Genomic DNA, 18,749 nt, shown 5'->3' on the forward strand with positions numbered 1-18,749 from the left:
AGGGCGGAAAGGCAACCGCGCATGCAGGGCACGGTCGACGGATTCAGCTACGGACTCGTCACGCCGCTCGTGGCGTACCTGATGGCGTGCCTCGGCGGAGCGCTCGGTCTGCGCTGCACCACGAGGTCGATGCTCGTCACCCGTTCCTGGCGCCCGGGCTGGCTCGCCCTCGGGTCCGCGGCGATCGGCTCCGGCATCTGGACCATGCACTTCATCGCGATGATGGGGTTCTCCGTCCGGGAGACCCCGGTGAACTACGACATGCTGATGACCTTCGCGAGTCTCGGCGTCGCGATCGTCATGGTCGGCATCGGGATCTTCATCGTCGGATACCGGGGAGCCTCCGGAACGGCTCTGTTCACCGGGGGCACCATCACCGGACTCGGCGTCGCCTCCATGCACTACCTGGGCATGGCCGGAATGCGTCTCAACGGGAAGCTCGAGTACAACACCCTCACCGTCGCGGCCTCGGTCGTCATCGCCGTCGCCGCCGCGATCGCGGCCCTGTGGGCGGCGGGCCAGGTCCGCGGCTTCCTGTGGAGCGTGGGCGCGAGCCTCGTCATGGGCCTCGCCGTCAGTGGCATGCACTACACGGGGATGGCAGCCCTCAGCGTCCATCTGCACGGCGCCGCCAGCGCCCCCGCCGGGGACTCTCCCGCCTCCCTGCTGGCGCCCCTGATGATCGGCCCGCTGGCCTTCCTGCTGCTAGCCGGCGTCGTCGTGATGTTCGACCCGCTGATGGTCATGGGCAAGCCCGACTGGAGCGCCGCCGAGCAGAAACCCGGCATCCCGGCCCACACCGTCCACCCCACCGGTCGCGGGCGCGTGCCCGGCCCGCGCTCCCGCCACCACGACGATTCGCGGACCCCGCAGAACTGGTGAGAGGACCCCGTTGTCAGTGCGGGGTCGTACGGTTGATTCCATGCGGCCCGTATCCAAGATCGAACGCACGGTGGCGCCTTTCGAGGTCGTCAGTCCCTACCAGCCCAGCGGCGACCAGCCCGCTGCCATCGCTGACCTCGAGCGGCGCATCCTCGCGGGTGAGAAGGATGTCGTCCTCCTCGGTGCCACCGGCACAGGAAAGTCCGCGACCACCGCGTGGATGATCGAGAAGCTTCAGCGCCCCACCCTCGTGATGGCGCCGAACAAGACGCTGGCCGCCCAGCTCGCCAACGAGTTCCGCGAGCTCCTGCCGAACAACGCGGTCGAGTACTTCGTCTCGTACTACGACTACTACCAGCCCGAGGCCTACGTCCCGCAGTCGGACACCTACATCGAGAAGGACTCCTCGATCAACGAGGAGGTGGAGCGGCTGCGCCACTCCGCCACCAACTCGCTGCTCACCCGGCGCGACGTCGTCGTGGTCGCCTCGGTCTCCTGCATCTACGGCCTGGGTACGCCGCAGGAGTACGTGGACCGCATGGTCAACCTCAAGGTCGGCGACGAGATCGACCGCGACGAGCTGCTGCGCCGCTTCGTCGACATCCAGTACACGCGCAACGACCTGGCCTTCACCCGCGGCACCTTCCGCGTCCGCGGCGACACCATCGAGATCTTCCCGGTCTACGAGGAGCTGGCCGTCCGCATCGAGATGTTCGGTGACGAGATCGAGGCCCTGTCCACGCTGCACCCGCTCACCGGCGAGATCATCACCGACGACCAGCAGCTGTACATCTTCCCGGCCACCCACTACGTAGCGGGGCCCGAGCGCCTGGAGCGCGCCGCCAACGACATCGAGAAGGAACTGGGCGAGCGCCTGTCCGAGCTGGAGAAGCAGGGCAAGCTCCTGGAGGCCCAGCGGCTGCGCATGCGCACGACGTACGACCTGGAGATGCTCCGCCAGATCGGCTCCTGCTCCGGCGTCGAGAACTACTCGATGCACTTCGACGGCCGCGAGCCCGGCTCCCCGCCGAACACACTGCTCGACTACTTCCCGGACGACTTCCTGCTCGTCATCGACGAGTCGCACGTCACGGTGCCCCAGATCGGCGCGATGTACGAGGGCGACGCCTCCCGCAAGCGCACCCTCGTCGACCACGGCTTCCGGCTGCCCTCCGCCCTGGACAACCGTCCCCTGAAGTGGGAGGAGTTCCAGCAGCGCATCGGACAGGCCGTCTACCTGTCGGCGACACCCGGCAAGTACGAGCTCTCGCGCGGCGACGGTTTCGTCGAACAGATCATCCGTCCCACCGGCCTCATCGACCCCGAGGTCGTCGTCAAGCCCACCGAGGGCCAGATCGACGACCTGGTGCACGAGATCCGCAAGCGCACCGAGAAGGACGAGCGCGTCCTGGTCACCACGCTCACCAAGAAGATGGCCGAGGACCTCACCGACTACTTCCTGGAAATGGGCATCCAGGTCCGCTACCTGCACAGCGACGTCGACACCCTGCGCCGGGTCGAACTGCTGCGTGAGCTGCGCGCCGGTGAGTACGACGTCCTGGTCGGCATCAACCTCCTCAGGGAGGGCCTCGACCTGCCCGAGGTCTCCCTGGTGTCGATCCTCGACGCCGACAAGGAGGGCTTCCTGCGCTCCGGCACCTCGCTGATCCAGACCATCGGCCGCGCGGCACGCAACGTCTCCGGCCAGGTCCACATGTACGCCGACAAGATCACCCCGGCGATGGAGAAGGCCATCGACGAGACCAACCGCCGCCGGGAGAAGCAGGTTGCGTACAACACGGAGCGGGGCATCGACCCCCAGCCCCTCCGGAAGAAGATCAACGACATCGTGGCGCAGATCGCCCGCGAGGACGTCGACACGGAGCAGCTGCTCGGCTCGGGCTACCGCAAGTCGAAGGACGGCAAGAGCGCCAAGGCACCCGTGCCCGCGCTGGGGTCCAAGGCGGCCAAGGGAGCCAAGTCCGCGAAGGACAAGGCGACCGTGCCGACCGATCGCCCCGTCGCGGAACTCACCGGGCAGATCGAGGAGATGACGGAGCGGATGCGCGCCGCCGCCGCGGACCTGCAGTTCGAGATCGCCGCGCGGCTGCGCGACGAGGTCTCGGAGATGAAGAAGGAGCTGCGGCAGATGAAGGAGGCGGGTATCGCCTGACGTCCCGGTCACCGCACAGTGTTGCAAGACCGACACAAAGTGTGCACCGGGCTTCGGGGCTGTCAGTGGCTCTGCGTAGGGTTGCTGGTCAACCGCAGGATTCTGCGGCAACAGGGGAGACAGTCCGAGAAGGGAACAGCGCGTGACGGTCAACATGACCAAGGGTCAGGCCATCAGTCTGCAGAAGAACGACGGAGGCACGCTGACCGCGGTGCGCATGGGGCTCGGCTGGCAGGCAGCCCCGCGACGTGGCCTGTTCGGTTCCCGCACCCGCGAGATCGACCTCGACGCGTCCGCCGTGCTGTTCGCGGACAAGCAGCCGGTCGACGTGGTGTTCTTCCGTCACCTCGTCAGCGACGACGGCTCCGTGCGGCACACCGGTGACAACCTCGTCGGCGGTGTGGGCCAGGGCGGCGACGACGAGGCGATCCTCGTCGACCTCGCGCGCATCCCGGTCCACATCGACCAGATCGTCTTCACCGTGAACTCGTTCACGGGCCAGACGTTCCAGGAGGTGCAGGACGCGTTCTGCCGTCTGGTCGACGAGACCAACGGCCAGGAGCTGGCCCGCTACACCCTGGCGGGCGGCGGGCAGTACACCGCGCAGATCATGGCGAAGGTCCACCGCGCGGGCGCGGGCTGGCAGATGACCGCCATCGGTACGCCTGCCAACGGCCGTACCTTCCAGGACCTGATGCCGGCGATCCTGCCGCACCTGTAGTCAAGACCGGCCCGTCGGCCCCGCGCCGGCACACGAGTACACAGGGGGAACGAAGGCGATGACGGCTGAGCTGGTCCGGGGGCAGAACCACCCGCTCTCCCAGGCCCGACTTGAGATCCGGGTGTCGGCCGGCAAGCCGATCGTGGCCGGGGCCACGCTCAGCGACGAGCGGGGCAAGGTGCACGGGGTCGAGTGGGTGGCCCATCCGGGCTCACCCACTCTGCCGGGCATAGAGGTGTCCAAGCAGGCGGCGGCCGATCACCGGCTCGCGTGCGACCTGGACGCCCTGCCGGAGACCGTGCACCGGGTCAGTGTGCTCCTGGCCCTGCCGTCCGGAGTGGGCGGTCCGGTCCGGTTCGGAGCCGTCGCCGCCCCCTTCGTCGCGGTCACCGGACTCGACGGTTCCGAAGTCGCCAGCTACACGGTGACCGGTCTCGACGCCGAGTCGGCCGTCGTCGCGCTGGAGCTCTACCGCAGGCAGGGAGCCTGGAAGGTACGCGCCGTGGGCCAGGGGTACGCGGGCGGCCTCGCCGAGCTCCTCACCGACCAGGGCCTTCCCCAGGCCCGTCAACTCGCGGGCAGCATCAACGAAGCGGTCGTCCAGGGCCTCGCGCGTTCGGTGGCCGCGCCCCCGCCGCGTGCGGCCGACGGCGGCCGTTCCCGGCACGCCGCGACCCCCGCGCTGGGTCAGGACCAGGGCAGCTCGACGTCCCCCGGCACGCCCGGCCAGGTGGCACCGCAGCACGGCCACCCCGGGGGGCAGGGATCCACCGCGCCCGGCGTCGGCCCCGGGGCGCCGCAGCCCGCTTACCCCGCGGCTTCCGCACCGGGGGACCCGTCCGCCGTCACACAGCCCGCCGGGCCCGGAGCAGGCGGCCCCGTCAACTACAGCCACCCCGGCCGCCAGGCCGCCGCACCGCCTCCGCCTCCGCCGACCGCGCCTCCGGCCCAGCCGGGGCAGCCGGCCCGGCCCGTGGCGGGCGACGCGACCGGCTGGTCCATGGAGGAGCGCCTGTACAACCAGGTGTGGGGCATGTTCGAGGACCTGGCCCGCACCACCGCCGCGTACCGCAGCGCGGTCGACTTCGCCGAGTCCCGCATGGAGCAGGAGCTCGACAAGGTTCTGTCCGACCCGCGCGCCCGGATCGGCGGGCACGGCGATGCCGCCCGCGAGGCGGCCCGCGCCAAGCAGGCCGAGCTGGTCGACCGGGCCAGGGAGGCGCTCGACCGCGACCTCGCCCAGCTCACCGCGGAGGCCGAGGTCGTCGAACCCGCGCTGCCCCCGGCGTTCGCGCGCTGGGACAACCCCGCCTGGCACGGCTACCGCGTCCCGATGGAGATCCCCATGGCCGTGCGCCTGGGCGATCTGCACCTGCCCGAGAGCGCCGGCCTCAGCATTCCGATGCTGGTGCGGCTGCCGCTGGAGCGCGGACTGTGGATCGACAGCGGCCGTACGGGATCTTTCGAGGGTTCGATAGCTGACTCCGACGACCTGCGCCGCCTCGCCATGGACACGGCCGTGGCGCACGCGGCCCGGCTGCTCGCCGTCTATCCGGCGGGCGAATACACCGTGCACGTCATCGACGCGGCGGGCTCGGCGGCTTCGTCCCTCGCACCCCTCGTGAGCACCGGGGTGCTCGGTGCGCCGCCCGCCGTGGGCGCGGCCGGAGTGAACGAGGTACTGGCCCGGCTGACCCAGCGGGTGGACCTGGTGCAGATGGCCGTCCGCGGCGGGGCGGCCGACGCACTGCCGTCCGATCTCGACCCGGCCGAGCAACTGCTGATCGTCAACGACTTCCCGCACGGCTTCGACGACCGTGCCGTGACCCAGCTGCGCTATCTCGCGGACGAGGGGCCGGCCGTCGGGGTGCACCTCATGCTGGTCGCCGACCGGGAGGACGCCGCCGCCTACGGGCCGTTGCTCGACCCGTTGTGGCGGTCTTTGCTCCGGCTCACGCCGGTGCCCGACGATCACCTCGCCGACCCCTGGGTCGGACACACCTGGACCTACGACCCCTCGCGCGTTCCGCCGGGCAGCCAGGTGCTCCAGCACGTCCTCACCCAGGTCGCGACCGCCCGTCGCTCCTGGAACCGCTGAGGTCCTGACGGGGTTCACCCGCTGAGCCCCGTCAGGACTTCCCCGGCTTCCCCAAGGGTTCGTCAAATCCCCTGACCAGCGAACTTGGCACTTCTTTTACCAATCTCTTTACCTTTCCTTGGTGATTGGGGTACTGTCGTTAGTGCGGAGGGGAGTACTCCCTACCTACTGCGACGTACCCGTCAATACGGATCCGGCCGGATCCCGGGGCGTCGGCCCGGATAACCCCGGGCGCGTCGAGCGCCCCGGACACATCGGGTGGAAGAGACCTCCAGCAGCGACGACGCTGACATTTGCCGTTACGAACTGCCGGAGGCGCAGTGGATGTTTCCGTGACCCTTTGGGTCCTGACGATCGTGGGCCTCGCAGCCCTCATCGCGGTCGATTTCTTCATCGGCCGCAAGCCGCACGACGTATCCATCAGGGAAGCCGGGATCTGGACGGTCGTCTGGATCGTCCTGGCCGCCCTGTTCGGACTCGGACTGCTGCTCTTCTCCGGTGGCCAGCCCGCCGGAGAGTTCTTCGCCGGCTTCATCACCGAGAAGTCGCTGAGCGTCGACAACCTCTTCGTCTTCGTCCTGATCATGGCGAAGTTCTCGGTGCCCACGCAGTACCAGCAGCGCGTGCTGCTGGTGGGCGTGCTGATAGCCCTCGTCCTGCGCGCGATCTTCATCGCCGCGGGTGCCGCGGTCCTGGCGAACTTCGCGTGGGTCTTCTACATCTTCGGCGCGTTCCTCATCTACACCGCGTGGAAGCTGATCCAGGAAGCCCGCGCCGACGACGAGGACGAGGAGTTCGAGGAGAACCGCCTGCTCAAGGCGGCTGAGCGCCGCTTCGGTGTCGCCGACCGCTACCACGGCACCAAGCTGTGGATCCAGCAGAACGGCAAGCGGGTCATGACCCCGATGCTGGTCGTGATGCTCGCGATCGGCACCACCGACGTGCTCTTCGCGCTCGACTCGATCCCCGCGATCTTCGGTCTGACGCAGGACCCGTACATCGTGTTCACGGCCAACGCGTTCGCGCTGATGGGTCTGCGACAGCTGTACTTCCTCATCGGCGGACTCCTCAGGAAGCTGGTCCACCTCAGCTACGGCCTGTCGGTCATCCTCGGATTCATCGGCATCAAGCTGGTGCTGCACGCGCTGCACGAGTCCGGCGTCCATGTCCCGGAGATCTCCATCCCGGTCTCCCTCGGCGTGATCTGCGGTGTCCTGGTGATCACCACGATCACCAGCCTCATGGCCTCCAAGAAGCAGGCGGCCGTAGAGGCGCAGCAGGCCGAAGGAACCCAGAAGGGCGAAGGGTCCCAGAAGGACAGCATCGACGTCTGACCGCGTCGGACGTAGAAACAACCAGCACCGGGAGCGACGCTCGGCGAATTGCCGACGACCGCTCCCGGTGCTTGCTTGTGTGCTGAGCGGTCCCCGGCCCGGGGGCGCCCGGCCGAGTGGAGGTACCCATGAAGTTCGCGCAGATCATCGACTTCGAGACCGAGCGCATCGACGAGATGCGGGAGCTGGTCCGCGAGGCGGAGCAGGGCTCGGCCGGGCGCAGCGGCGGCCCCACGCACCGCATGGTCCTGCACGACCGGAACACACCGAACCGCTACCTCGTGGTCCTTGAGTTCGAGTCGTTCGACGAGGCGATGCGCAACAACGAGGACCCGCAGACGACCAGGATGGCGGAGCGCATGGCGGCGCTGTGCAGCCGTCCGCCGCAGTTCACCGACTGCGACGTACGGGAGTCGTCCGAGCTGAAGTAGCGCGGGCGGCCACGGCGCGTGCCGTGTGCCGCCGGAGTGCGGGGCTCGCGTGTGACTGCGACGATCGCTGCATGATCGTTCGGCTTCGGTCACTCATGACGCAGTGGACAGCCGTCGTGCCCGTGATCGCGATCGTCCTGCTGGCCCTCACCTGGGGACGTGATCTGCCCGGCGCGGTCGTGGCCCTGGTGACGCTGGTGCTGGCCGGCGCCGTGCTGGCCGCGGTCCACCACGCCGAGGTGGTCGCCCATCGCGTCGGGGAGCCCTTCGGCTCGCTGGTCCTCGCCGTCGCCGTCACGATCATCGAGGTGGCGCTGATCGTCACTCTCATGGCGGACGGCGGGGACAAGAGCTCCACGCTCGCCCGTGACACCGTTTTCGCGGCCGTGATGATCACCTGCAACGGCATCTTCGGTCTGAGCCTGCTGGTCGCCTCCCTGCGGCACGGCCTGGCCGTCTTCAACGCGGAGGGCACCGGCGCAGCTCTCGCGACCGTGGCGACCCTGGCGACACTCAGCCTGGTGCTGCCGACCTTCACCACCAGCAAGCCGGGCCCGGAGTTCTCCACGGCCCAGCTCACCTTCGCCGCTCTCTCCTCGCTCGTCCTGTACGGCATGTTCGTGGCCACCCAGACAGTGCGGCACCGCGACTACTTCCTGCCGATCACCCGGCAGGGAAAAGTGATCGACGCGGACGACCACGCCGACACCCCGGCCTCCAGGACCGCCTTGATCAGCCTGGGCTTCCTCGGCCTGGCACTCGTCGGCGTGGTCGGCCTCGCCAAGGGCGTCTCGCCCACCATCGAGTCCGGGGTGGAGGCGGCCGGGATGCCGCACTCCGTGGTCGGCGTGATCATCGCTCTGCTCGTGCTGCTCCCCGAGACGATCGCCGCGCTGCGTTCCGCCCGGCGCGACCGTGTGCAGACCAGCCTGAACCTCGCCCTGGGCTCGGCGATGGCGAGCATCGGCCTGACCATCCCGGCCGTGGCGGTCGCGTCCATCTGGCTCTCCGGACCACTCGTCCTCGGCCTGGGCTCAACCCATATGGTGCTGCTCGCGCTGACCGTGGTGGTCAGCTCGCTCACCGTGGTCCCCGGCCGGGCGACCCCGCTCCAGGGCGGAGTGCATCTGGTGCTGTTCGCGGCGTATCTGGAGCTCGCGATCAATCCGTAGGGACCAGAACCGGAGTCGGAACCGAGGCGGGGGCCGGAACCGGAACCGACGCAGGCGGCGGAACCAGAACCGGAACCGAGGCCGACGCCCGAACCAGAACCGGAACCGAGGCCGGCGCCCGAACCGGAACCGATGCCGGGAACGGCGCTCGCACACCCGGGCGGGCGAGGGGTTGACCCGCGGGCCCTTCAGCCCGTCGCCGGTTCCACCGTCGCCACCTTCACGAACCGTGTCTCCGGGAGCAGCGCGAAGCAGCCGAGGCTCAGCAGCGCGACGCCCGTCAGATAGGCGGCCACGCCCCACGGGACCCGGCCGCTCTGGTCGGCGATCGCCGTCGCCACGATCGGGGTGAGCGCGCCCCCGAGCACCCCGCCCAGGTTGTAGCCGACCGCCGCGCCCGTGCAGCGCACCCGTGGCTCGTACAGCTCCGGCAGATACGCGGCGATCACGGCGAACATCGTCACGAACGCGATCAGCGCCACGAGGAAGCCGAGGAACATCAGTAGAGGTTCGCCCGTCGACAGCAGCGCGATCATCGGGAACATCCATACGGCGGCACCCGCGCAGCCGGCCAGGCACAGGGGCCGCCGCCCGTACCGGTCGCTCAGAACGGCCACCAGCGGAGTGAGCACACCCTTCACCACGACGGCCGCCATGATGATGGCCAGCATGACGGTACGGCTCACCCCGAGCCGTTCGGTCGCGTAGGCGAGGGACCAGGTCGTCACCGCGTAGAACAGCGCGTAGCCGACGGAGAGCGCGCCGGCCGTCAGCAGGACGAGGCGCCAGTGGCCGCGGACGACCTCGACGAGCGGCACGCGCGCGTGGTCCCGCATTTCGAGGAATCTGGGGCTCTCGGCGAGCGAGGAGCGCAGCCACAGTCCGGCCGCCGCGAGCACACCCGCCGCCCAGAACGGCACACGCCAGCCCCAGGACGCGAACTGCGCGTCGGAGAGCGTCGCCGACAGGCCCAGCATCACCCCGTTGGCGAGGACGAACCCCAGTGCCGGTCCGATCTGGGGGAAGCTCGACCACAGTCCGCGACGGTCGGCGGGCGCGTGCTCCGCAGTGAGCAGCACCGCACCGCCCCACTCCCCGCCGAGCCCGAGACCCTGCAGAAAACGCAGCACAAGAAGCAGCACTGGAGCCGCCGTACCGATGGAGGCGTACGTCGGTACGCAGCCGACCGCGACGGTCGAGGCGCCGGTCAGCAGCAGGGAGGCGACGAGCACGGGCCGCCGTCCGTGCCGGTCCCCGATGTGCCCGAACAGGACCGAGCCGAGGGGCCGCGCCACGAAGCCGACACCGAAGGTTCCGAAGGCCGCCAGGGTCCCCGCCAGCGGCGAGAACGTCGGGAAGAACAGCGGGCCGAGGACGAGCGCCGCCGCCGTCCCGTAGATGAAGAAGTCGTAGAACTCGATGGCCGTCCCGGCGAGTGCCGCGGCCGCGAGTCGCAGCATGGAAGGGGTTTTTACTGTGCGTGCACGGTGCATGCCGCGTCAACTACCCACAGTCACCATGGGTTACGGGGGCGCGCGGGGGCCCGGCAGGCCTCAGTACGCCACCGTCACGCGCCGGGCACTCCAGGGGCCCGTTCCGGTTGCCACGCCCCGTGATAGACCGGGTCCGAGCAGCGGTCCTCAACGGACCGAGCCATCCGACCGGACCGGAGGAACCGTGCCCCGCACCCTCGCCAACGCCCCCATCATGATTCTCAACGGCCCCAACCTGAACCTCCTGGGCCAGCGGCAGCCGGAGATCTACGGTTCCGACACCCTCGCCGACGTAGAGGAGTTGTGCGCCAAGGCGGCGGCGGCGCACGGCGGGACGGTCGACTTCCGGCAGTCCAACCACGAGGGCGAACTGGTCGACTGGATCCACGAGGCACGTCTCGGCCACTCCGGCATCGTGATCAACCCGGGCGCCTACTCGCACACCTCCGTGGCGATCCTGGACGCGCTCAACACCTGTGACGGCCTGCCTGTGTTGGAGGTCCACATCTCCAACATCCACCAGCGCGAGGAGTTCCGGCACCACTCGTACGTCTCCCTCCGCGCCGACGGTGTCATCGCGGGCTGCGGTGTGCAGGGGTACGTGTTCGGGGTGGAGCGGGTCGCGGCGCTGGCGGGGACGGGGCAGGCGCAGGCCTGAGGGCCGCTCAGAGCCGTCCCGCCTCCACGATCCGGCGCAGAAAGCGCCGGGTGCGCTCCTCCTGTGGCTCGCCGAAGACCTCCTCGGCCGTGCCGCGCTCCAGTACGACCCCGCCGTCGAGGAAGCAGACCTGGTCCGCGACATCCCGGGCGAAGCCCATCTCGTGCGTGGCCAGCACCATGGTCATGCCCTCTTCCTTCAAGTCCCGGACGACGTTCAGGACCTCACCCACCAGCTCCGGGTCGAGGGCGGCCGTGACCTCGTCGAGAAGCAGCAGCCGGGGGCGTACGGCCAGGGCGCGGACGATCGCGGCCCGTTGCTGCTGGCCGCCGCTCAGCCGGTCCGGGTACTCGTCGGCCTTGGCACCCAGCCCCAGCCGGTCGAGCAGCTCACGGGCACGCGCCTCGGCCTCCGCCCGCCCCGTGCCGTGCACGCGCCGCGGGGCGAGCGTGATGTTCTCCAGGACGGTCATGTGCGGGAAGAGGTTGTACGCCTGGAAGACCACGCCGATCCGGCGGCGCACGGCGTCCTGGTCGGCCCTCGGGTCGGTGATCTCCTCGTCGTCCAGCCAGATGGCGCCGTCGTCGATCTCCTCCAGGAGGTTCGCGCAGCGCAGCAGCGTGGACTTGCCGGAGCCGGAGGCCCCGATCAGCGCCGTCACCGTGTGCGGAGCGACCTCCAGGTCGACGTCACGCAGGACGACCGCACCGCCGAAGGTCTTGCGGACGGCCTCCATACGCAGCACGGGACGCGGCCCCGGTGCCGCGGAGTCCGTGGTCGTCCCGCCGTCCGGCCCGCTCATATGCTTCCTCCCTGTGCTCGCCGGCGGTCCATCCGCGCCGTGATCCAGTCCGTGAGACGGGCCATCGGAATGGTCAGCGCGACGAAGACGAGTCCCGCGACGATGTACGGCGTGTAGTTGAGACTGCGGCCCACGATGATGTCCGCGGCGCGCACGGCGTCGACCGCGCCGCCGATCGAGACGAGCCCGGTGTCCTTCTGCAGGGACACCAGGTCGTTGAGGAGCGGCGGCACCTGACGGCGTACCGCCTGGGGGAGGACCACGTACCGCAGTGCCTGACGGTTGCTCAGCCCGAGCGAGCGTGCCGCGGCGCGCTGCGAGGGGTGGACCGACTCGATGCCGGCGCGGAACACCTCGGCGACATACGCGGAGTACGTCAGTGTGAGCGCCGTGCCGCCCAGCAGCACCGGATCCACCGTGATGCCCTGCAACCGCAGCGCGGGCACCCCCAGCACCACGATCATCAAATTGATGATCAGCGGCAGGCCACGGAAGAAGTCGGTGTACGCGGCGGCCAGCGCCCGCAGCGGGAAGAACACCGGGCCGCGCAGGGTACGGGCGACGGCGATCAGCATGCCGAGGACGAGGACCGCCGCGCCGCACACCGACAGCAGCCGGACGTTCAGCCACAGACCTTCGAGGACCTTGGGAAGCGCCTCACGCGCGTACTGGGCGTCGAAGAACGTCTCCCTGGTGCGCGGCCAGCCGGGCGCGTTGACGACGACGAGGTAGAGGACGACGCCCGTCACCAGGGTGGAGAGCGCGCCGAGCGCCGTCGCGCGCCGGGCACGGGAGCGTTTGTGGCGTTCCCGCTCGATCCGCCGCCGCGAAGGGACGTACGGATCGTGCGCGTCCTTGTCGGCGGGGTCCTCGGCGGGTTCCCCGCCCGACTCCTCCTTCGCGAAGGTCACTTGAGCACCGGCGCGTCCACGGCGTCGGACAGCCACTGCTTCTCGATGGCGGCGAGGGAGCCGTCCTCGCGCAGGGCGTCCACCGCGTCGGTCACACACGATGTGAGCGCACTGCCCTTGTCCAGGACGAGCCCGAACTGCTCCGGTGTGCCGCCCTGGTTCTCGAACTGCCCGACGATCGTCGCGTCCGTGACCTCGGCCGCGGTGATGTAGAAGGCGGTCGGCAGGTCGACCACGATGGCGTCCACCTGCCCGTTCCTCAGCGCGGACTTGGCCTGGTCGTTCTTCGCGTACGCGGCCGGATCCTCCTTCGGCTTCACCACGTCGTTGATGTAGTCGAGGCTGGTCGTGCCGACCTGGGCGCCCAGTTCGACGTCCTTCAGATCGGCGACGCTCTTCGCCCCGGCGGCCTTCGAGCCCTTCAGCGCGACGACCGCCTGGCGCACGTCGTAGTAGCCGGACGAGAAATCGACGGCCTTCTTGCGCTCGTCGCTGATCGACACCTGGTTGATGTCGAAGTCGAAGGTCTTCTCGCCGGGAGCGAAGGCCTTGTTGAAGGGCACGCTCTGCCAGACGACATCGCCCTTGTCGTAGCCGAGTTGCTTCGCCACGGCGTACGCGACGGCCGACTCGAAGCCTTCGCCGCCGGCCGGCTTGCCGTCCTTGAACCACGGTTCGTACGCGGGCTCGTCCGTCGCGATCGTCAGCTTCCCGGAGACCTCGGTGGCCAGGGCGCCCTTGGCGCACGACGCGGGGGAGGACTGGTCGGCGGCCTTGTCCTCGGACTGCGGCGCACAGCCGGCGGCGACGGCGAGCAGAGCGACGGTGGCGGAGGTGAGAGCTCCGCGCAGGGTGCTGCGAGCAGGATGCATGGCGGGAGAGTGACAGGACGCGGGCCTGGCTGTCGAGGTCGCGGCGACAACCGTCCGCATAGTGGGAACGGGTGTTGCAGTGCTGTGAACTGGGGCGACAGCGACGGGTGTTCTCGACGCGGCGCCCGGGGCGGTGGCCGCCGGACGTCGGCCACCGCTGCCGGGCGGGGCCGCCGGCCGAGGGCGGGGAACGAAGGGCCGGCGACCCGTCCGGCGCAGGAGCCGTCATCCTGTGCGGGACTGCTCCCAGTGGACAGCGTGCGCTCGAGCGCGGGGAGCGCACGCGGGGCACCGGAGTGAGCGCTCTGTTCACACGGGGCACGCGAGGCGTCGGCGCGTGCCCCCGGTCCTGGTTGCGGTCGCGTGTGATCCGACCGCGGACCCGGGCCGGGCACGCGGTTCCCCGCGCGCCCTCAGGGCGCGGGGCGCGGATGCCTACCAGCCGCGGGCGCGCCACTCCGGCAGGTGGGGCCGCTCGGCGCCCAGGGAGGTGTCGTTGCCGTGGCCCGGGTACACCCAGGTCTCGTCGGGCAGAGCGCCGAAGATCTTCGTCTCGACATCGTCGATCAGACTGGCGAAGGCCTTCGGATCCTTACGTGTGTTGCCCACACCACCCGGGAAGAGACAGTCCCCCGTGAACACATGAGGGTGGCCGTGCGGGTCGTCGTAGACCAGCGCGATCGAGCCGGGGGTGTGGCCCACCAGATGGCGCGCGGTCAGCTCCACGTGCCCCACCCGGATCGTGTCGCCGTCCCCGACCGGTACGTCCGTCGGCACGGGGATGCCGTCGACGTCGTCCCGTCCCGCGTACGTACGCGCGCCCGTGGCCTCCACGACCTCGGCGAGGGCCTGCCAGTGGTCGCCGTGCTGATGCGTGGTCACGACGGAGGCGATTCCGTCGGCGCCGATCAGGGTGAGCAGGGTGCCGGCGTCGTTCGCCGCGTCGATCAGCAGCTGCTCGTCCGTGGCCCGACAGCGCAGCACATAGGCGTTGTTGTCCATCGGGCCGACCGCGACCTTGGAGATCATCAGGTCCCGCAGCTCGTGCACATCCGCAGGGCCGCCGACCCTCACCGCTCCGCTGTACGTCATACCGCTCAGCCTATAGCGGGGGCAGTACGGGAAGCGGTCCGCCCTCGACGTGCAGATCCGCCCCGTCCCGGCGTCCGGCGAGCCAGCCGAGCAGGGCGGGTGCGGGACCCGTCACGGTGACCTCGGGGGCGTTCCCGGCGTCTGCTGAGTCGCGTCCCGTGCTCCACGCGCGCGTGCCGTCCGTGACGCGTGCGGAGGGGACCTCGGGGTGCCCGGCGAAGCGGTCCGCGAGGAAGGCGACCTCCCGCTCCACGAACTCCTCCGGCAGGTCCTCCAGCTCGTAGCCGATCCCCAGGTCCACCCGGTGCAGCTCGACCTCGGCCCACCGCCGGAACGGCACCCGGGCCGCCGCGTCGGTGACCCCGTTGCGCAGCTCCACGGTCCGCGACCAGTCGGCGGGCGCGGCCCCGGTCTCCTGGAAGCGGGCCGCGCTGTCGCGCAGGTCGGTGAGCTGGGTCTTCAGAGGTCTGGGGGCATCCCGCTCGATGTCGGCGTCCCGGGCGTCCCCGGAGGAATACATCGGCCGGCCCTCCAGGACGTTCACCAGGGCGTCCGCGTTGCGGGCGAGATGAGCCAGGACGTGTCCGCGGCTCCAGCCGGGCAGCCGTGACGGTTCGGTCACATCGGCGTTGTCCAGTTCGGCGACTGCGCTGAGCAGCCGTTCGGTCGCGTCACGTACAGACGCCAGGTCGCGCACATGATCGTTCATGCGTCCGACGATAGCTCCGCCACACGTTCGGGTGAAGGTTGCGGACGACGTCCGCAAATCGAATGTGCGTGCTATAAGGTCGGAGGCGGCGCCGGGCATTCTTGGAAGCCCGGGATTGTTCTCATCGAGGCGAACCGAACCGGCGTTGTCAGTGGCTCCCCCTAGTCTGAGAAAAGACGCGGGGCCTCGGCCCTGTCACTTCTCTCTAGAAAGGTGCGGACCCGGCGTGGCCGACCGTCTCATCGTCCGTGGAGCGCGCGAGCACAACCTGAAGAATGTCTCGCTCGACCTTCCGCGCGACTCGCTCATCGTCTTCACGGGCCTGTCGGGGTCGGGCAAGTCCTCGCTGGCCTTCGACACGATCTTCGCCGAGGGACAGCGGCGCTACGTGGAGTCCCTGTCCTCGTACGCCCGGCAGTTCCTCGGCCAGATGGACAAGCCGGACGTCGACTTCATCGAGGGTCTCTCCCCGGCTGTCTCCATCGACCAGAAGTCGACCTCGCGCAACCCGCGCTCGACGGTCGGCACCATCACCGAGGTCTACGACTACCTGCGTCTGCTCTTCGCGCGCATCGGCAAGCCGCACTGTCCCGAGTGCGGCCGCCCCATCTCGCGCCAGTCGCCGCAGGCCATCGTCGACAAGGTCCTGGAGCTTCCGCAGGGCAGCCGTTTCCAGGTGCTCTCGCCGCTGGTGCGCGAGCGCAAGGGAGAGTTCGTCGACCTCTTCGCCGACCTCCAGACCAAGGGCTACAGCAGGGCCCGGGTCGACGGCGAGACGATCCAGCTCACCGAGCCGCCCACGCTGAAGAAGCAGGAGAAGCACACCATCGAGGTGGTCATCGACCGCCTCACGGTCAAGGAGGGCGCCAAGCGCCGCCTGACCGACTCCGTGGAGACCGCGCTCGGCCTCTCCGGCGGCATGGTCGTGCTCGACTTCGTCGACCTCCCGGCCGACGACCCCGAGCGCGAGCGCATGTACTCGGAGCACCTGTACTGCGCGTACGACGACCTGTCCTTCGAGGAGATGGAGCCCCGCTCCTTCTCCTTCAACTCGCCCTTCGGCGCCTGCCCGGAGTGCTCGGGCATCGGCACCCGCATGGAGGTCGACGCCGAGCTGATCGTCCCGGACGAGGACAAGTCGCTCGACGAGGGCGCCATCCACCCCTGGTCGCACGGGCACACCAAGGACTACTTCGCGCGCCTGATCGGAGCCCTCGCGGACGCGCTGGGATTCCGGACCGACATCCCCTTCGCCGGTCTCCCGCAGCGCGCCAAGAAGGCCCTCCTGTACGGGCACAAGACACAGATCGAGGTCCGCTACCGCAACCGGTACGGCAGGGAGCGCGTGTACACCACGCCCTTCGAAGGTGCCGTCCCCTTCGTGAAGCGCCGGCACAGCGAGGCCGAGAGCGACACGAGCCGCGAGCGCTTCGAGGGCTACATGCGCGAGGTGCCCTGCCCCACCTGTGAGGGCACGCGCCTCAAGCCGGTCGTCCTCGCGGTCACGGTCATGGAGAAGTCCATCGCCGAGGTCTCCGCCATGTCCATCAGCGACTGCGCGGACTTCCTGGGCAAGCTGAGGCTCGACGCGCGCGACAAGAAGATCGCCGAGCGCGTCCTGAAGGAGGTCAACGAACGGCTGCGGTTCCTGGTCGACGTCGGCCTCGACTACCTGTCGCTGAACCGCGCGGCGGGCACCCTCTCCGGCGGCGAGGCCCAGCGCATCCGGCTGGCCACCCAGATCGGCTCCGGCCTCGTGGGCGTCCTGTACGTCCTCGACGAGCCCTCCATCGGACTGCACCAGCGGGACAACCACCGCCTCATCGAGACCCTGGTCCGGCTGCGCGACATGGGCAACACGCTCATCGTCGTCGAGCACGACGAGGACACCATCAAGGTCGCCGACTGGATCGTCGACATCGGTCCCGGCGCGGGCGAGCACGGCGGCCATGTCGTGCACAGCGGCTCCCTGAAGGAGCTCCTCGCCAACGAGGAGTCGCAGACCGGTCAGTACCTGTCCGGCAAGAAGGCCATCCCGCTGCCCGACGTCCGGCGCCCGCGCGACCCCTCCCGGCAGCTCACGGTGCACGGCGCCCGCGAGAACAACCTCCGGGACATCGACGTGTCGTTCCCGCTGGGCATCCTCACGGCCGTCACGGGGGTCTCGGGCTCCGGCAAGTCGACGCTGGTCAACGACATCCTGTACACGCACCTGGCCCGCGAGCTGAACGGCGCCAGGAGCGTGCCCGGCCGCCACACGCGCGTGGAGGGCGACGACCTCGTCGACAAGGTCGTGCACGTCGACCAGTCGCCGATCGGCCGCACCCCCCGGTCGAACCCGGCGACGTACACCGGTGTCTTCGACCACGTCCGCAAGCTGTTCGCCGAGACCACCGAGGCGAAGGTCCGCGGCTATCTGCCCGGCCGCTTCTCCTTCAACGTCAAGGGCGGCCGCTGCGAGAACTGCTCGGGCGACGGCACGATCAAGATCGAGATGAACTTCCTGCCGGACGTGTACGTCCCGTGCGAGGTCTGCCACGGTGCCCGCTACAACCGGGAGACCCTGGACGTCCACTTCAAGGGCAAGTCCATCGCCGACGTCCTGAACATGCCGATCGAGGAAGCCATGAACTTCTTCGACGCCGTCCCGGGGATCTCCCGTCACCTCAGGACTCTCAACGACGTCGGCCTCGGCTATGTCCGGCTGGGCCAGTCCGCGACGACCCTGTCCGGCGGCGAGGCCCAGCGGGTGAAGCTCGCCAGCGAGCTCCAGAAGAGGTCCACCGGACGCACGGTGTACGTCCTCGACGAGCCGACCACCGGTCTGCACTTCGAGGACATCAGCAAGCTGCTCGTCGTGCTGTCCGGGCTGGTCGAAAAGGGCAACACGGTCATCGTCATCGAGCACAACCTCGACGTGATCAAGACCGCCGACTGGGTCGTCGACATGGGCCCCGAGGGTGGCGCGGGCGGCGGCATCGTCGTCGCCGAGGGCACGCCCGAGGAAGTGGCCGGGGTGTCGACCAGCCACACCGGCAAGTTCCTGCGGGAGGTCCTGGGCGCCGAGCGCGTCAGCGACGCCTCACCGGCGAAGCCCGTGCGCAAGACCGCCGCGAAGAAGGCCGTGGCGGCCACGGCCACGACGCGGAAGACGGCGACGGCCAAAACCACGACGGCGAAGTCCGCGGCGGCCAAGACCACCACCGCCAGGACCACCGCGGCCAAGGGTGCCGGCGGCGCGGCTGCCAAGAAGACGGCTACCGCCAAGAAGGCGACCCCGGCGAAGAAGACGACCCGGGCTCGTAAGGCCTGAACCGGATTCAGGGCCTTGGGGTCCTGTACTTCGTCACCGTCACGCGCCGCGCCCCACGGGAACCCCCGTGGGGCGCGGCGCGTTGCGG

15 protein-coding genes are annotated in these 18,749 nt (G+C 69.6%); 9 read left to right on the forward strand and 6 right to left on the reverse strand.

Features of this window, described 5'->3' with window-relative positions; genetic code table 11:
* Window positions 1–21 precede the first annotated feature (21 nt).
* The 7 genes from IE278_RS07910 (at window position 22) to IE278_RS07940 (ending at window position 8,811) form a co-directional block, all read left to right on the forward strand.
* Entirely contained in the window at window positions 22–882 is an 861-nt protein-coding gene (locus IE278_RS07910; protein ID WP_189770168.1) for an MHYT domain-containing protein, read from the forward strand.
* A 40-nt stretch (window positions 883–922) separates the two neighbouring features.
* Window positions 923–3,055 carry an excinuclease ABC subunit UvrB gene (uvrB, locus tag IE278_RS07915; RefSeq protein WP_189770170.1) on the forward strand — a complete coding sequence of 711 codons (2,133 nt, stop codon included), beginning with the start codon at window positions 923–925 and terminating at the stop codon, window positions 3,053–3,055.
* Between the two features lie 142 nt (window positions 3,056–3,197).
* Entirely contained in the window at window positions 3,198–3,776 is a 579-nt protein-coding gene (locus tag IE278_RS07920; protein WP_189770172.1) for a TerD family protein, read from the forward strand.
* A 58-nt stretch (window positions 3,777–3,834) separates the two neighbouring features.
* On the forward strand, window positions 3,835–5,874 hold the full coding sequence (locus tag IE278_RS07925; RefSeq protein WP_189770174.1) for a TerD family protein: 2,040 nt from the start codon (window positions 3,835–3,837) through the stop codon (window positions 5,872–5,874).
* A 320-nt stretch (window positions 5,875–6,194) separates the two neighbouring features.
* Complete coding sequence (locus IE278_RS07930) at window positions 6,195–7,208, forward strand: TerC family protein (protein ID WP_189770175.1); 1,014 nt, start codon at window positions 6,195–6,197, stop codon at window positions 7,206–7,208.
* Window positions 7,209–7,336: 128 nt separating this feature from the next.
* Window positions 7,337–7,639, forward strand: coding sequence for a hypothetical protein (locus IE278_RS07935; protein ID WP_189770176.1), 303 nt, complete (start codon window positions 7,337–7,339; stop codon window positions 7,637–7,639).
* Between the two features lie 71 nt (window positions 7,640–7,710).
* The gene (locus IE278_RS07940) at window positions 7,711–8,811 is read left to right on the forward strand and encodes a calcium:cation antiporter (protein WP_189770177.1); all 1,101 of its coding nucleotides are present in this window, start codon (window positions 7,711–7,713) and stop codon (window positions 8,809–8,811) included.
* Between the two features lie 188 nt (window positions 8,812–8,999).
* Here the strand turns inward: IE278_RS07940 and IE278_RS07945 are convergent, their stop codons facing one another.
* A complete protein-coding gene (locus tag IE278_RS07945) occupies window positions 9,000–10,271 on the reverse strand; it encodes an MFS transporter (protein WP_246570133.1) in 1,272 nt (423 codons plus the stop codon).
* A 217-nt stretch (window positions 10,272–10,488) separates the two neighbouring features.
* On the opposite strand from IE278_RS07945, the gene aroQ reads away from it, so the two are divergent.
* Entirely contained in the window at window positions 10,489–10,962 is a 474-nt protein-coding gene (gene aroQ / locus IE278_RS07950) for a type II 3-dehydroquinate dehydratase (RefSeq protein WP_189770179.1), read from the forward strand.
* 7 nt (window positions 10,963–10,969) lie between these two features.
* Here aroQ and IE278_RS07955 read toward each other — a convergent pair whose 3' ends face one another.
* The 5 genes from IE278_RS07955 to IE278_RS07975 all read right to left on the reverse strand — a co-directional run bounded on the left by IE278_RS07955 (window position 10,970) and on the right by IE278_RS07975 (window position 15,348).
* Window positions 10,970–11,764: an amino acid ABC transporter ATP-binding protein gene (locus tag IE278_RS07955; protein WP_220451672.1), complete on the reverse strand. Its 795-nt coding sequence runs from the start codon at window positions 11,762–11,764 to the stop codon at window positions 10,970–10,972.
* On the reverse strand, window positions 11,761–12,675 hold the full coding sequence (locus IE278_RS07960) for an amino acid ABC transporter permease (protein ID WP_189770181.1): 915 nt from the start codon (window positions 12,673–12,675) through the stop codon (window positions 11,761–11,763). The genes IE278_RS07955 and IE278_RS07960 overlap by 4 nt, the downstream gene beginning before the upstream one ends.
* A complete protein-coding gene (locus IE278_RS07965) occupies window positions 12,672–13,547 on the reverse strand; it encodes an ABC transporter substrate-binding protein (protein ID WP_189770183.1) in 876 nt (291 codons plus the stop codon). Before IE278_RS07965 ends, IE278_RS07960 begins: the two co-directional genes overlap by 4 nt.
* Before the next feature lie 435 nt (window positions 13,548–13,982).
* Window positions 13,983–14,639, reverse strand: a complete 657-nt coding sequence (locus IE278_RS07970) for an MBL fold metallo-hydrolase (RefSeq protein WP_189770185.1) — start codon at window positions 14,637–14,639, stop codon at window positions 13,983–13,985.
* A 10-nt stretch (window positions 14,640–14,649) separates the two neighbouring features.
* A complete protein-coding gene (locus IE278_RS07975) occupies window positions 14,650–15,348 on the reverse strand; it encodes a maleylpyruvate isomerase family mycothiol-dependent enzyme (RefSeq protein ID WP_189770187.1) in 699 nt (232 codons plus the stop codon).
* A gap of 226 nt (window positions 15,349–15,574) precedes the next feature.
* On the opposite strand from IE278_RS07975, the gene uvrA reads away from it, so the two are divergent.
* On the forward strand, window positions 15,575–18,661 hold the full coding sequence (gene uvrA, locus IE278_RS07980) for an excinuclease ABC subunit UvrA (protein ID WP_189770189.1): 3,087 nt from the start codon (window positions 15,575–15,577) through the stop codon (window positions 18,659–18,661).
* Window positions 18,662–18,749 lie beyond the last annotated feature (88 nt).

Source organism: Streptomyces tauricus, assembly GCF_014650955.1.
Lineage (GTDB): Bacteria > Actinomycetota > Actinomycetes > Streptomycetales > Streptomycetaceae > Streptomyces > Streptomyces tauricus.